Below are 15937 nucleotides of genomic sequence, written 5' to 3'. Positions count from 1 at the left end.
TCAAAAACGGTTTCCATATCCCTGATGAATAATCTTGCTTATAATGCTTCTTTTATCAATAAAAAATGTTGGTCTTTAAATCTAATTTTAGGTTGATAAAAGAAGCATTATCTTTTTGTCAATAATCCAATTCTATACTTTCTGAATAAAATACGGTTAGTTAAGCACTTAACTTGGCAACACACATTAAAGATAAGGCACTTGCAGACGAAGATGGATTTCTAAAAGATAAAATATTCCCCAACCGATATTTTAAATCCGCTTTACCTTGCTTTCCATCCAAAACAGATTTTCCAAGCTTGTGATTGTGAGGGAAGATTTTAACATCGAAACCATAAGGTTCTAAAACGCTTTCAAACATTTCACGTTTAACGCCGTGCCCTGGTTTATGATGGATTTCGCAAGCCAGTCCCCATTTCTGTTGTTCGGCTGATTTGTGAAAACCCTGGCCAATTATCCGATAATATAACAACCTTGCCTGCCATAAGGCCATAGCAATACCTTTATAATTCCAGGCCGAATATTGCGGGTCGTGGTCTGTTACCAATATACCGCCCGGTTTTACCAATCTGGCTGCTTCTTTTAAAACAGAATCCATGTTTTCACAATGATGGAGTGTTGCATTTAAAGTAACAACATCAGCAATACCTGATTTAAAAGGCAAGTTGTTTGCATCTGCAAGTATAGTTGTGTAACCTAATTTCGCAGCCAATTTTAGTGATTGTGGCGCAACATCTACACCAATTAAATGCTTTGGTTTACCTTGTAAAGTTGCATAAATATTACCCGGGCCACAGCCAATATCAACAACAACCTTGTCTGTCCAGTCGCCAACTGCTGCCTGCCACCTGCTTTTAAAAGCCTTGCCCCTGTGGCAATATTTTAAATATTCTACGGCCCATTCTTGCTGGCCAAAATAATAGGCATTTGCATGCAATGCTTTTGATTTTCTAAGAATTGGAAATTCTAAATAATCTCCCTGATGTTTGAATTGGACTTCAGGTTTAAGAAAATTGGAAATTTTGATCTGCATAAAATACTTCACTTTGATTATATAACTACAAGAACCAGTCAAATTTTAATTTTATAAGATCGGTAAATAAAAAAGAGTTTAAAAATAGCTTTAAAAGTTAAAGATGAACAAGCAACATCTAATTACTTAATCGGTAGAAAGCCGTTTTGTATCGATAAACATTTTGTATCTAAACTTATAAAAAAATATATTATCCGCTATTTAAAAAATTCCCTCATTATTATTTGCAGGAAAAATTGTAAAAGATTTTTAGTTATTGTTTGTATATACTTTAAAAGGTTTGCTTGGGGAAATTATTTTACTCTTTTTTACCCGTTCCTGTGAAAAATAATCTACATTATACCCAAGTTTTAAATCTTTTGCATAATAAAAAAAACCTTTACGACCTTTGTTGTAATCCAAGATCAAGAACCTATTATTGTGTACTTTAACTGTATCACCTGGTTGAAACAGGTATTTTTGTTGGGTTTTACAGGATGTTAGAAGTAAAAATGCAAGTAATATTTTTTTCATTTTTGCAGATATAGATTGCTTTATATCCGATAGGGACTACCATTACTGTACCTAAACTTTTTTTAATTAAAATACGGTAAATCCAACTTGTAAAAAAGAAATGAAATAACAATCAACCTTAATAAAAATTACAACTTGTTTTTAAGATGTAATTACTTTAAAAGTATATTTAGAGGTTGTTTAAACTTTTTTTTCTGGCCATCTTTTTTTGGGGCCGATGCTTCTTTTACCAAGTAAAAATGCTGGTCATTAAATTTTGATTTTTAGGTTGATGCTTCTTTTATCACCAAAAAAATCAACTTGTTTTTAAGATGTAATTATTTCAAAAGTATATTTAGTTAAAAAGGATACTTATCAAGTATTTAAACTAAATTTTTTAAATAAAAAACTATATTATTCAAATACAAAATTGTTTTATTTTGTTATGATACAGTTTAATAACAAATTGCTATGAAAAAAATATTGCCAATACTATTCTTCTTAAATATCCTCACTTTTTATTCTGCACACGCACAGTCTAATCAGCAAAAAGCACAAGGATTAATTATCAAATACCTTAGCAGCAAATCCAATTTAAAATCTAACGCAAATATAAATTTCAGTCCAATTGAAGTTTTAAGAAGTTCTTTTGCTGATACTAAACAATACAAAAACCTGCTACACAAAATTGACACCTTGAAATTGGAGGGGAGAAAGATTGATGCCCGGATCCCGAAATTGAAAACAACGGCAGAGATTAATCAATCTAAAAAAGACAGTAAAAATCTTTCCGATCAATTAGTTGCAACCAGCGATCAGTTAATTGATTTTATGACTGCTTACAAAGGGAAACCTGTTGGCTGGATGATTAAAACCACCTATCGCCATAATACTTTGCGGAAAAAAAGGTTTTATTTGAACCAGGAATTGACAAAAGTAGATTCGGTTAGGTAAATAATAGCAGTAAATAACTATTGCCATTCCGAAATTCCTAAGATGCTGTTTTTACCGGCAAAAAATTCAAATAAGATCAGCAGCAAATGCTAAAACATACTATCTTTGGCAACGATATTTTTTATCGGATAAAAGAAGCCCGGGTGGCGAAATTGGTAGACGCACCACTTTGAGGGGGTGGCGTCCGAAAGGATGTAGCGGTTCGAATCCGCTTCCGGGCACCAATTCAAATTTTAAATTTCCAGTTGCAGCCCATCATAAGCCAATTGGATATTTTCAGGAAGTTCTCCGGAAACATCCTGGTATCTTCCTAAACGATGGCTGATGTGTGTAAAATAGGTTGTTTCCGCTCCTATTTTTTCTGCAAAAGTTATCGCTTCAGCTAAGGTAAAATGCGATATATGTTTTTCTTTTTGCAAAGCATTTACCACTAATATTTTGCTGCCTTTTATTTTTTCGGTTTCTGCTTCGGATACTGTTTTTGCATCAGTAATATAAGTGAAATCATGAATACGAAAACCCAAAACCGGCAACTTGTAGTGCATTACTTCAATTGGAATAAAAGGAATACCAGCCGCAGTAAAGGGCTGATGATTGATTGTTTTTAGCCTGATTTGTGGTATGCCCGGATATTGGTAATCACTAAAAATATAAGAAAATTCGCGTTTCAAAGCTGCCTGTACCCGAAAGTCTGCATAAACATCAACGGCAGCATTTTGAAAATAATTAAAGGCACGGATATCATCCAAACCAGCAATATGGTCTTTATGCTCGTGCGAAAAAACAACTGCTTCCAGGTGCTTTACTTTTGCCCGTAACATTTGGTAACGAAAATCAGGACCGGAATCTATCACTACATTTTTCCCGTTTTCTTCAACTAAAATGGAGGAACGCAAACGGTTATCGCGCGGATCATCCGAAGTACAAACAGCACAATTACAGGCAATCATGGGCACACCCTGTGAAGTTCCTGTTCCTAAAAAAGTAATGCGCACAATAATTTTAGATGAATGATGAATAGTTGAGAAACACCTCTCTGGAACAAATAAAAATTATTTAAGCTGCATCAGCAAATATTTAGGTGATAAAAGAAGCATCAGTTGTAATTTTATGGTTCCTTTCAACGCAAATCCACCACTTCTACGCCCGGATAATTTTTCTTATTAAACCCAAAAATAGCATCAGGGCCCTTATAGTCTGTTGCAGCAGAACTTAAGATGTAAGTATATTTATTCCCATTTTTATCAAAAATAGCAGCGCTATAAATCAATGATTTAGCTTTATTTACCTGAAGCTTTATTTTAAAAAAAGGTTTTTTGCTGTCCATTGGCGTTAAATCGATTTGTTGGTAAATTATACCTTGTTGTTTCACTTCACCGGTAAATAAATACTTATAACCTTTTTCGTAAATGGTAAAAATCTGGGCCGGGTTTAATGATTGCGGATTGTTATCGGCATCATTAACTTGTACCTCGTTATCTTTTCTGGAATAAGTCCATTGCGTTTTTCCATCACTGATGATTTCCTGGCTAATTGTTTTCTGACTGCCTGAGCCATCGTAAATGGTAACCCTGAACTTATTCGATTTTGGGTTTGCGATAATGGTCCCGCTTTGTTTATAACTTTTAATGTTTTCCTGAGGATTATCAAGAACGTAAGTAAAATCTGATTTAATTGCAGAAAAAGACCTATACTTTTTACTAACTCCATCCAAAATTGCTTTTGCTTTCGGATCTGTTTGTGCCTTTAAAGTTGATACGCCTGCACATAAAACCAGCGCGCAAATAAATGCTTTTTTTAGGATCATTAATTTTATTTTGAATTGATGCTACTTAAAAATTGTTCGAGTGCGTAATCATCCGGCAATAAAACCTCCCGGGCTTTGCTTCCTTCAAACGGACCAACTACGCCTGCTGCTTCCAATTGGTCAATAATTCTACCGGCCCTGTTATAACCCAATTTTAATTTACGCTGAATTAATGAAGTAGAACCTTGCTGGTGCATTACTATTAGTTTAGCTGCTTCTTCAAATAATGGGTCGCGGTCGCCCGGATCAAATTCTTTCTGACTGCTTTCTCCGCCTTCCCCAACAAATTCGGGCAGTAAAAATGCGGACGGATAACCGCGCTGGTTCCCAATAAAATCAGAAACTTTTTCTACTTCCGGCGTATCTACAAACGGACATTGTAAACGGATAAGGTCGTTTCCGGTAGATAATAACATATCGCCACGGCCAATTAACTGATCTGCACCACCTGCATCAAGGATTGTCCGCGAATCTATTTTAGATAAAACCCTGAAAGCCAGGCGTGCCGGAAAGTTGGCTTTAATTGTACCGGTAATAATATTTACGGAAGGGCGCTGTGTGGCAATAACCAAATGGATACCAACCGCACGTGCCAACTGCGCCAAACGTGCAATTGGTGTTTCCACTTCTTTGCCTGCCGTCATCATTAAATCTGCAAATTCATCTACAATCAAAACGATAAACGGCAGAAAACGGTGACCGTCTGTCGGTACTAATTTCCGGTTAACAAATTTCAGGTTGTATTCTTTCAGGTTGCGCACCTGCGCATCTTTTAACAGATCGTAACGCTGGTCCATTTCAATACAAAGTGAATTTAAAGTATTGATTACCTTTTTTGTATCAGTAATTATGGCATCAGCTTCATCAGGTAGTTTTGCCAGAAAATGCCGTTCTATTTTACGGAACAAGGTTAACTCTACTTTCTTCGGATCAACCAAAACAAATTTTAATTGCGAAGGATGCTTGCTGTATAAAAGCGAAACCAAAATTGCGTTAATACCAACAGATTTACCCTGGCCAGTTGCACCAGCGACGAGCAAGTGTGGCATTTTGGCCAGATCAGCAATATAAACTTCGTTAGAAATGGTTTTCCCCAAAGCAATTGGCAAATCCATCGTATTATTTTGAATAATATTCTGGAATTTTTCGGTTGCCATGATAGACCGCATAGAAACCATTTCCGGATGTTGGTTTGGCACTTCAATACCAATTGTTCCTTTTCCCGGCATCGGCGCAATAATACGGATACCTAAAGCAGCCAGGCTTAAAGCAATATCATCTTCCAGGTTTTTAATTTTGGAGATACGCACGCCTGGCGCCGGTATAATTTCATACAAAGTTACCGTTGGTCCTACTGTTGCTTTAATTTTATCAATTTCGATGTTGTAATGGTTCAGCGTTTCAACAATTTTATCTTTATTGGCTTCCAGCTCTTCATTGTTAATCTGAATTTTGTTGGGGCCATAATTTTCCAGCAATTCTAAGGTTGGTTTTTTGTAAGATGACAAATCCAGTTCAGGATCATATAGGCCAAACTCTTCAACCAATTTATTTGAGGTAGTTTCAAATTCTGTTTTGGCAACCGTAAAAACAGGTTCAGGCTTAAATTCTTCTTCCTGTACCTCATCTTCAATTTCCAAAACCGGTTCTGGCGTTAATACAACAGGTTTAAAAACTTCCGCAAGCGGAACTACTTTTGGTGCGTTCGCTGTTTCTGCCGGCCTTTTTTTCGGGATATTAAATTCGTATTGATCAGTTCCATCAACATCTTCATTTTCCGGGGATGCTGTTTTTATCGGGTAATTTTGTGTAAGCTTTGTTACCGGTGGAACTGTTGGTGCCGGTCCTTCTTCGGGAGATAAAACCATATTTACCGGATAGTTCTGGGCAAATTTGGGTTCGGAAGCCGATCCGTCATCTGGTGAAACTGCATCTGTTTCTGCCGCTACTGCTTTGGGTTTTCTTTCCGGAAGTTTAAAATCGATGTTATAAACAATAATTAAAAAGGTAAGCGCAGCAAAAATTAAGAGTCCGGCAGTTCCGGCGGCACCAATTTGTACATCAAGCAAACGGTTTGTCCAAAAACCAAACTCCCCTTCCAGGTAATGCGGCGAATCTGTCATCCACCCATGAAAAAAACCAATGGCAACCGATAAAAAAAGGATGCTAAAAAAAGCATAGCCTAAAGTTTTGCTGATGGAAAAAAGTTTAACCTTGAACAACAAGCGATAACCAATCACCAAAAAAACAGCTACAAATATAAATGAGGCTACGCCAAACCATTCGTATATAAACTGGTGCGAAAGTAAAGCGCCCAGTTTGCCCAGCCAGTTTTGCACAACCGGATTGGTTACGCCGCTATCGGCCAGTTCCTGTGGTGTTTTCCAGAAATTGCTCCAGCCACCATTCGATTCGAGTACGTAACTCTGGTCGTCCTGCCAGGTAAACAAGTAAGAGGTAAAGGCAATTAAAAAGTACAGACAAATGATCAGGAAAAATAAACCGGTAATTTTGATCAGCCTGCCGTCCTGCAAATCAAACGAAGGAAGCTTAGGCTCGGCTTTTTTAGTTTTCGGGAACATAAAAGGTGCGCCGGACTTATTTTCTTCCTTGATACTATTAGACTTAAACTGATTTCCTTTAGGAGGCATTTACAATAAACAGATTAATTTGTACAACAAAGTTAAAATATTTGGACGCAGAAGCACTTATTTTTAGTTCTAATTAAACTGCAATAATCAAAAATAAGTACAAAAAGGTACAATTATTTGTTGTGCAAGAGTTTTAAAAATGCTTCTTTTACGAAAGAAATTTAATTAAGATATGATTAAAGATCGGTTACACTTGTTCCTGCCCTTTTGATGTAATTCCTGAAATCCAGGACGATGCCTGCAAAAAAATAAAAGATAAGCGGAAAACCAACCGCTAAAAAAGAAGAATAAATAAAAAAAAGCCTGATTTTAGCTATAGAAATGTGAAAACGCCCGCCCAGATATGTGCATACACCGAAAGAATATCTTTCAAAAAAGGTTAAAATACGTTGCAGCATATCAGCTAAATTTTAAAAGTTTATTGCCGATTCCACATTCCAGACACCGTTTTTGGTCGCAATAATTGTTTTTCAATTCGATAACAGCCTGAGAACTACCTGCAGAACCGACTTTTATTCCTGCCGATATAAAACTACTGATTATAAAATTGTTTTCGCAAGGCAAATTTTCCAAAATTTTAATGGCTTTGCTGATATAAATATCGGCTTTGTTTTCTTTTCCGTAAGCAAAAAGAAAAATAGTTACAGTATTAATCAGGATATTTTCTACCGATGTCTGTCCCAGTTTTTTAACGATTGGTTTAGCCGTTTTACCAAACAGATAATGATCGAGCCAATAAGCCGAAGGATTTATGCCGGTAAAAGAAGCATTGATTTTTTCTACCTCACCTGCTTTGATGATTTCTGCTAAAAAGCGGTTGCTACGGTGCATTAAAGCAGCAAACTGCGCAATACGGATAGTGGGAAAATTAAGCGGGCGCAAACGTAAGAATTTCCATAAATGCTTTTCTATAGGCTGTAAATTATACTTCTGTTTTAAAAACCGATACTCTTTTTGCAAGGTTAAAAAGTATAAATCATCCAAATCCTCCTCCAGAAAACCTGCCTGGCCAAAAAGCAAAGCTTCTGTTTGCATTAAATTAAAAGTGTGTTTGGCGAGGATTGGCAAGGGCAGCGATTTTGCCAGCAGTTCGAAAGGTAAGGCATTCACTTTAAAACCAAAATTTGCAGCAAGCAATTGGTAAAAAGCTTCTTCCCAGTTTCCTCTTAATAATGCAACCGTTTTTAAAACCTGTGCCGATTTTTCTTCCAGCCGTTGGATCAGCATTCGGTCTAACCAGGTTTGTTTGGTTAATACATCTACCCGGTTTATTATTTTTTCGCATGGAAAAGAAGCGTGGCCAGCAAACATCAGGTTTTGATAGCGTTGTAAAAGCCCGTCAGCTATTCGTTCCTCCAAAACTAAAACCGGTATGGCAAGGCCATAATTGTTTATAACCTCGAAATCGTTTTTATAAACCACGTGCAAAATTACATTGTTGTAAGAATTGTCTTGGTGATGTTCATGCCTGATCCAATCTGAAGAACGGATATGGATTTCTACATTTCCTACCCAAAGCGTTTCGCCTATTTGTATTTTGGCATTCTGAAAATCCGGTCCGGCATGATGATGATGAATTCCGGGAGAGAGAACTTTAAGCGAAAAACCATCTGCAGTACACAAATCGCTGTTGTTGTACAAGCGAAACTTCCAGATGTAGTGTAACAGGTCTTCCGCAAAAATCATTTAAAGCCTTTTTTAATATTGCTTTAAAGATAATTATTTTATTAAAAGTTAATAATGCTTCTTTTATCGGTCAAAAATCATTAACCGTTTTTAATCATGATCGATTCTACAACCTTTACCACATCTTTACACATGTCGGTTGCTGTTTCAAGCCCTAATAAAATTTCCTGGTATTTGATCATTTTTATCGGGTCTTTTTCTTTTTCAAAAAGATCTGCAACGGCTTTGTTGTAAACATGGTCTGCTTTGGTTTCTGTTGCATAAATTAAATCGCAGTATTGGGCAATTTTTTCTGTGTTTTTTATATCCTTTAACTCATTGATCAGGATTTGCATTTCTAAGCCGCCCTGTAATATCAGATCGGCGAGCACTTGCATTGGTTTTGTAAACTCCTGCAAATCGTATAAAAACATTCTGTTGGCAGATTCGTGGATGTAATCAGCCACATCATCAATAGATGAGATAAGTGCATGAATATCTTCCCGGTTAAAAGGCGTAATAAAATTTTTGCTTAGCTCTATATTAATATGGTGTGTAATATCGTCGCCAATGTTTTCCAACCGGTCTATCCGATGGTACAGATCTTTTGTATTGATTGAAGTTGTATCGTTTAACGCCTTTTTAAGTAATTCTGCCATAGCTACCACGTTTTGTGCAGCATGATCAAACAAAGGGAAAAATAGCATTTTTCCTTTTGGGGTAAAAAACTTTACAAGTGCACTGAACATACTATCTAAGTTAGAATTGATTTAAAGGTAGCGTAAGCATGTTAACAAATTGTTAAGCTTTTGTTTTGTGGAAAAAAATTTAAAGCATTAAGAGCGTGTTTAAATTTCTATCAAAAACATTTATAATGCTTCTTTTATGCCAGTAGATTGTAGATTTTGTTTTTGTATTAGCTTAAGCCAAAAAACTGATAAAGGTTTAGTAATTTTTAACAGATAAAAGAAGCATCTAAAAATAAACTGAACAAATTTTAAACATGCTCTAAAAATTTTATAACTACAGGTTTTTAAAAGTTACATTTATACGGGTTATGCATTTAAATATTAAAGTTGTTACAAAGTGCTTTCTACAGCAAGGGCTATATTTGCAGCGTCAGAAAGCGTAATACAGCCGGTACAAATTTCTTAACCTACTTTCTGACCGTTTTTTGTACCCTGATTTATTATCATCATAACTATACATGTTCCACAGAACTGTTTTTAGACCGGGGTTATGCTTGATGTTTTTATTAAGCACTTTCCATGCTGTTTTTGCACAGCAAAAAATTCTTACCTTAAAAGAAGCAGTACAAACAACACTTCAGAATTATGGTACTATTAAAGCCAAGGCTAACTATGCACAGGCATCTGCTGCTAATTTAAAGGAAACCAAGCGGGAATACCTGCCGAACCTGAATGTGTCTGGCCAGAATGATTTTGGTACGGTTAATTCTCAATACGGCCCTTCTTATGGTTTAGGTGGTTTTGGCGTTTCATCCAGCGGGCCAATACTAAGCGGACAAAACTGGAATGCTGCTTTCGGCGGTTTATATCTCGCTAACTTAAACTGGGATTTTTTCTCCTTCGGTAAATCCAAAGAAAAAATAAAAGTTGCACAAAGCCAGTTGACGTTAGACCAAAGCGATGTGGTACAGGAGCAGTTTCAGCAGGAAGTGCGTGTTTCCAGTGCTTATTTAAATTTGCTTGCCTCGCAGCAATTAACTCGTTCGCAGCAAAATAATCTGCAACGGGCAATAGCTTTGCGAAATGTAGTGGTTGCGCGCGCCAAAAGTGGTTTAAACCCTGGTGTTGATTCTTCCCTGGCCAATGCAGAAGTTGCAAGCGCACAAATTGCACTGGTTAATGCACAGGATGTTGTGCAGCAGCAAGGCAACCAGTTATCGCAGTATTTAGTTGCTACGCCTGCTGACCTTGTGCTGGATAGTGTTTTTGTTAGTAAATTACCAAAGTCGCTCGATACGGCTATCAACACTAACCTTAGTAACCATCCGGTATTGCAGTATTTTCAGAACAGGGTCAATATTAGCACGGAACGCGAAAAATATCTGCGAACCTTTAATTATCCTACGTTTTCGCTGTTTAATATTTTTCAAAGTAAAGGATCAGGCTTTAACACTTATACCTTAAACCAGGTACAATATACGCAGGACTATTTCAGTGGTGTTAACCCAACCCGCTCTAATTATTTGTTAGGGATTGGGGTGAGCTGGAACCTTACCAGCCCGTTACGGGTACACGAACAGGTAAAGGCACAACAATTTACTTCGGAAGGTTTACGAAACGAATATTTGGTTACCAGCCAACAGCTAACAGACCAGCTTATTCTTTCTAAAACCAGGATACAAAATGCGCTTAAAAACTATCAGCAGGCGCCAATAGGATTAAAGGCAGCTTCGGATGCTTACCTGCAAAAAACTGTTTTATATAGAAACGGACTGGCAACCATTGTAGATGTTACCCAAGCTTTGTACGCTCTAAACCGTGCAGAAACTGACCGTGATATTGCTAATAATAATGTCTGGCAGGCACTTCTTTATAAAGCGGCTGCAAGCGGAGATTTTAGCTTGTTTATCAATGAATTTTAATATTAATATCTCGGCTGATATTTTCATCAGCAACTATATCTACCAATATGGGATTAATTAGAAGTGCACTCAGAAAACCAATAACCATACTTGTTATTGTAGCAGCAGTTTTCTTTTTCGGGTTGAATGCTGTCCGCAATATTAAGATTGATATTTTCCCGGATTTAAATCTTCCTGTAATTTATATTTCACATCCTTTTGGAGGATATACTCCAGATCAGATGGAAGCCTATTTTGGGAAGCAATATGTTAACTTACTTCTTTATGTTTCTGGTGTTAAAAGCATAGAAACCAAAAACATAACAGGCTTAACGCTAATTAAACTTACCTTTTACGAAGGCACCAATATGGCACAGGCAGCAGCGGAGGTGACTGCCTTTTCAAACAGGGCACAGGCAATCTTTCCGCCTGGCACGCAACCACCTTTTATCATTCGGTTTGATGCTTCTACCTTACCGGTCGGGCAGTTGGTATTAAGTAGTCCGAAAAGGACCAATAACCAGTTGCTGGATTTGGCAAACGTATATATTAGGTCAGCTTTTACTTCAATTCCAGGACTTATTTCTCCCGCACCTTTTGGTGGTAATACGCGTACCGTTGTAATCAAAGTTGATCCTGAACTGTTGCGTTCACATAATCTTACTCCCGATCAAATTGTACAGGCACTCCGCGATAATAACCAAACCTCACCGGCAGGAAACGTACGGATAGGTGATTACAATTACCTTACTCCTACAAATACCACAATTAAAGAGATTAAGGATTTTGCAGATATACCTTTATATAAAGGTGGCGTACAAAGTTTATTTTTACGTGATGTAGCCACAGTAGAAGATGGCGCTGATATTACCAGCAGTTATGCTTTGGTAAATGGCAAACGTTCTGTTTATCTTCCTATTACCAAATCTGCCGATGCTTCTACCTGGGAAGTGGTGCAGAACTTGAAAAAAAATATTCCCCGTTTCCAGGCATTATTGCCGGATGATGTAAAACTTTCTTATGAATTTGACCAGTCAGTTTACGTAATCAATGCTGTAAAAAGTTTAGTTACCGAAGGTGCAATCGGAGCTATTTTAACAGGTTTGATGGTACTTTTATTTCTGGGCGATCGGCGTGCAGCACTGATTGTAATTTTTACGATTCCTATTTCCCTGATTTCCGGCGTAATGTTTTTGTCCCTTTTTCATCAAACAATCAATATCATGACGTTGAGCGGGCTTTCGCTGGCTATTGGTATTCTGGTAGATGAATCAACAGTAACAATCGAAAATATTCACCAGCATTTAGATATGGGCAAACCAAAAGCATTAGCCATTTGGGATGCCTGTAAAGAAATTGCTTTCCCTAAATTGCTGATCCTGTTTTGTATTCTTGCTGTATTTGCTCCTGCTTTAACCATGAAAGGTATTCCCGGGGCCTTATTTTTGCCACTGGCACTGGCTATTGGTTTTTCCATGATTACCTCTTATTTGCTGGCCCAAACCTTTGTGCCCATTATGGCCAACTGGATGATGAAAGGGCATGAAGATCATGGCGGAGATAAAGCTCACTTCGATATGAAAGAAGAAGGCGATACCTGGGACCAGAAAAAACACCTGCTGGAAAAAGCACACGACAATCCTACTAAATTTGACAGGTTTCGTGATCGTTACCTCTTATTAATGAACCGGCTTTTTAATAACCGTAAATTAGTAGTAACAATTTACGTGTTGGCAGCAATAGGTATTGCAGGAATTTTATTAACCACTATTGGCCGTGATGTTTTGCCAAAAGTAAACGGAGGTCAGTTTCAGGTAAGGTTGCGTGCGCCAGACGGAACACGTTTAGAGCGCACGGAAATGGATGTAGTTAGAACTTTACATGTGCTAGAGGAATTAGTTGGCAAAAAGAATATCGCAGTAACATCTGCCTTTGTGGGCCAGCATCCTGGACAATTTTCTACCAGCCCGATTTATTTATTTATGGCCGGCCCGCAAGAAGCTGTTTTACAGGTAAATTTAAGTGAAGACTACAAAGTAAACCTGGATGAGTTGAAAGAACGTTTCCGCCATAAAATGCGGGAGGAAATGCCAGATGTAAAACTGTCTTTTGAGCCGATTGAATTAACAGATAAAATATTAAGCCAGGGTTCTCCAACACCAATTGAAGTACGAGTAGCAAGTAAAAATAAAAAGCAGAACGAAGAATACGCAGAAAAAGTAGTAGCTAAACTGAAACAAATCCCTTATTTAAGAGACGTGCAACTCGGCCAGGCTATCCATTATCCTGCGATCAGTATTGATATCGACCGTGTACGCGCTGCACAATTAGGAGTTGGTGTTTCAGATATATCACGGTCTTTAATTGCTTCTACTTCTTCATCCCGTTATACAGAAAAAAATGTTTGGCTTGATCCTAAGGTTGGTTTAGGATACAGTGTACAGGTAGAAGTACCGGAATATAAAATGGCAAGCATAAATGATATAAGTGAAATTCCTGTTTTAAGTAACTCGCCAAGGCCGGTTTTAGGTGATGTTGCCGATATTAAACCGGATACTACTTATGGAGAAGACGATAATATTGGTGCCTTACCATTGTTATCTGTAACAGCAAATATCAATAAAAAAGATTTGGGAACAGCTACAGATGATGTACAGAAAGCTGTTAAATCATTAGGTAAACTGCCCAAAGGCTTAACCGTGGAGTTGAAAGGTTTAAGCGAAACTTTACTGGATACATTAAGTAGTTTGCAATCAGGTTTATTAGTAGCAATTGTGGTTATTTTTCTAATGTTGGCTGCAAATTTTCAATCATTTAAAGTCTCATTAGTGGTACTATCAACTGTACCTGCCGTAATCTTAGGTTCACTGCTGCTGCTGATCATAACCGGTTCTACACTCAACTTGCAATCTTACATGGGCATGATCATGTCGGTTGGGGTTTCCGTATCAAACGCAGTTTTAATGGTTACGAACGCAGAGCATTTACGAATGCATAATGGAAACGCTTTGGAATCGGCAAAGGAAGCAGCAGCTTTACGCTTGCGACCGATATTGATGACCAGTTTGGCAATGGTTGTAGGTATGATCCCGATGGCATCAGGCTTAGGCGAAGGTGGCGATCAGGCTTCACCACTTGCGCGTGCTGTAATTGGCGGACTCATTGCCTCTACTTTTGCTGCCCTGCTTATTTTGCCCTTAGCTTTTGCCTGGGTACAAGGAAAAACAACAACAGATTCAGTTTCTTTGGATCCTGAAGATAAAGAAAGTAAACACTATATTCCAGCTCTTTATGATAACGCAACTATTGAGGAATAATTTATATAGAAGCCTGCTCATCGTTGCTGCTTCGGCTACTGCTTTTGGCGCGCTAAATGCCTGTAATTCAAAATCAGAAAATCAGGATCAGCAGCAGGAAGAAACAGCACAGGCAACTCCAGCTTTAGAAACAGTACCGTTAAAAAAAGGTATGTTGTCAACTAATCTTCAGGTTCCTGGAGAACTAATCCCATATCAGGAAGTTGATTTATATGCTAAAGTAAGCAGTTTTGTTAAAAAGGTTTATGTAGATGTTGGCTCGGAAGTAAAACAAGGCCAGCTTTTGGTAAGCATGGAAGCGCCGGAAATAAATTCGCAACTTGCTGAAGCGCAATCAAGGTTAAAATCACAGCAGGCAATTTATATGGCCAGTAAATCCAATTATGATCGTTTGGTAGAAACAAGTAAAACGCCCGGAACAATTTCCGGTAATGATTTAGAGCAGGCTGCGGCACGCAAAAGTTCTGATCAGGCACAGTTCGAAGCTTTAAAATCTGCTTATCAATCTGTTGCCGCTAATCGCGCTTACTTGGATATTCGTGCTCCATTTAATGGTGTGGTAAGTGCGCGTAATATTAATCCTGGCGCTTATGTTGGGCCAACAGGCAAAGGATCTGATGTTCCTCTATTTGTTATACAGGAGCAAAAACGCTTGCGTTTGGTTATTTCAGTTCCGGAGATATATACCGGACTTTTAAAACAGAAGGATGAAGTTACTTTTGATGTAAAAGCACTTCCTAACCAGAAATTTACGGCAAAAGTAAAACGTATGGCTGGCGCTTTAGATGAACGCTTACGTTCGGAACGCCTGGAAATGGATGTTTATAACAACAATAAAAAGCTGTTGCCAGGAATGTACGCGGAGGTAAATATTCCTTTGCCATCATCAGACAGCACTTTTGTTATACCAAAAACAGCATTGGTTTCTTCTACCGAACGGGTTTTTGTGGTTCGTGTTGCTGATCATAAAGCACAATGGGTTGACGTAAAGAAAGGCCGCGAAGCCGGAGATCAGGTAGAAATTTATGGGAAACTGAACGAAGGCGATCAGTTGGTAAAAACAGCTACAGATGAAATTCGGAACGGATCAACAATCAAAACGAAATAGTTATAGCTTCATCGGATTAAATTTCATTTTTACGGTTGACCAGAAACGATAATTTTATACTTTTGTGCTTCTTTTAGCACCCTAATTTTTATCTGCTAAAAGAAGCATCTTATATATGCGCCCATAGCTCAGCTGGATAGAGCAACGGTTTTCTAAACCGTCGGTCTCAGGTTCGAATCCTGATGGGCGTACAATTTTTTATAAACGGCTTCTACACAATGGAGGCCGTTTTTGTTTTTTAGGCTTTTATGTGTCATTTTGCAATTTTGTGTCCTATGTCTATTCGATAATTATAGTGAAGCAGTTAACTGCTCGAAAGG

12 protein-coding genes and 2 tRNA genes are annotated in these 15937 nt (G+C 37.7%); 6 read left to right on the top strand and 8 right to left on the bottom strand.

Annotation, left to right across the window (positions count from 1 at the left end; translation table 11 throughout):
• Positions 1–160: 160 nt before the first annotated feature.
• Positions 161–1045 carry a class I SAM-dependent methyltransferase gene (locus GO621_RS10765; RefSeq protein WP_198170213.1) on the bottom strand — a complete coding sequence of 295 codons (885 nt, stop codon included), beginning with the start codon at positions 1043–1045 and terminating at the stop codon, positions 161–163.
• 237 nt (positions 1046–1282) lie between these two features.
• Entirely contained in the window at positions 1283–1546 is a 264-nt protein-coding gene (locus GO621_RS10760) for a hypothetical protein (protein ID WP_157566865.1), read from the bottom strand.
• Between the two features lie 450 nt (positions 1547–1996).
• On the opposite strand from GO621_RS10760, the gene GO621_RS10755 reads away from it, so the two are divergent.
• Positions 1997–2479 (top strand): hypothetical protein, encoded by a 483-nt coding sequence (locus tag GO621_RS10755; protein WP_157566863.1) that lies wholly within the window; start codon positions 1997–1999, stop codon positions 2477–2479.
• Positions 2480–2616: 137 nt separating this feature from the next.
• A tRNA-Leu gene (locus tag GO621_RS10750) sits at positions 2617–2703 on the top strand.
• A gap of 9 nt (positions 2704–2712) precedes the next feature.
• On the opposite strand, the gene GO621_RS10745 is transcribed toward GO621_RS10750, so the two are convergent.
• The 6 genes from GO621_RS10745 to GO621_RS10720 form a co-directional block, all read right to left on the bottom strand.
• A complete protein-coding gene (locus tag GO621_RS10745; RefSeq protein WP_317163434.1) occupies positions 2713–3474 on the bottom strand; it encodes an MBL fold metallo-hydrolase in 762 nt (253 codons plus the stop codon).
• A 125-nt stretch (positions 3475–3599) separates the two neighbouring features.
• The gene (locus GO621_RS10740) at positions 3600–4286 is read right to left on the bottom strand and encodes a LolA family protein (protein WP_157566861.1); all 687 of its coding nucleotides are present in this window, start codon (positions 4284–4286) and stop codon (positions 3600–3602) included.
• 5 nt (positions 4287–4291) lie between these two features.
• Entirely contained in the window at positions 4292–6937 is a 2646-nt protein-coding gene (locus tag GO621_RS10735) for an FtsK/SpoIIIE family DNA translocase (RefSeq protein ID WP_157566859.1), read from the bottom strand.
• A gap of 176 nt (positions 6938–7113) precedes the next feature.
• Complete coding sequence (locus GO621_RS10730) at positions 7114–7335, bottom strand: PspC family transcriptional regulator (RefSeq protein WP_157566858.1); 222 nt, start codon at positions 7333–7335, stop codon at positions 7114–7116.
• 1 nt (position 7336) lies between these two features.
• Entirely contained in the window at positions 7337–8623 is a 1287-nt protein-coding gene (locus GO621_RS10725; protein WP_157566856.1) for a DUF2851 family protein, read from the bottom strand.
• Between the two features lie 80 nt (positions 8624–8703).
• Entirely contained in the window at positions 8704–9351 is a 648-nt protein-coding gene (locus tag GO621_RS10720) for a DUF47 domain-containing protein (RefSeq protein ID WP_157566854.1), read from the bottom strand.
• Between the two features lie 497 nt (positions 9352–9848).
• On the opposite strand from GO621_RS10720, the gene GO621_RS10715 reads away from it, so the two are divergent.
• The 4 genes from GO621_RS10715 to GO621_RS10700 all read left to right on the top strand — a co-directional run bounded on the left by GO621_RS10715 (position 9849) and on the right by GO621_RS10700 (position 15808).
• A complete protein-coding gene (locus tag GO621_RS10715) occupies positions 9849–11213 on the top strand; it encodes a TolC family protein (RefSeq protein ID WP_198170212.1) in 1365 nt (454 codons plus the stop codon).
• Positions 11214–11260: 47 nt separating this feature from the next.
• On the top strand, positions 11261–14509 hold the full coding sequence (locus tag GO621_RS10710; protein ID WP_157566850.1) for an efflux RND transporter permease subunit: 3249 nt from the start codon (positions 11261–11263) through the stop codon (positions 14507–14509).
• On the top strand, positions 14499–15617 hold the full coding sequence (locus GO621_RS10705; protein ID WP_232335634.1) for an efflux RND transporter periplasmic adaptor subunit: 1119 nt from the start codon (positions 14499–14501) through the stop codon (positions 15615–15617). The genes GO621_RS10710 and GO621_RS10705 overlap by 11 nt, the downstream gene beginning before the upstream one ends.
• Before the next feature lie 117 nt (positions 15618–15734).
• Positions 15735–15808, top strand: a tRNA-Arg gene (locus GO621_RS10700).
• Positions 15809–15937 lie beyond the last annotated feature (129 nt).

The organism is Mucilaginibacter arboris (assembly GCF_009754915.1).
Lineage (GTDB): Bacteria > Bacteroidota > Bacteroidia > Sphingobacteriales > Sphingobacteriaceae > Mucilaginibacter_A > Mucilaginibacter_A arboris.
The sequence above is the reverse complement of the archived record's forward strand: the minus strand, read 5'-3'. Positions and strand labels throughout refer to the sequence as shown.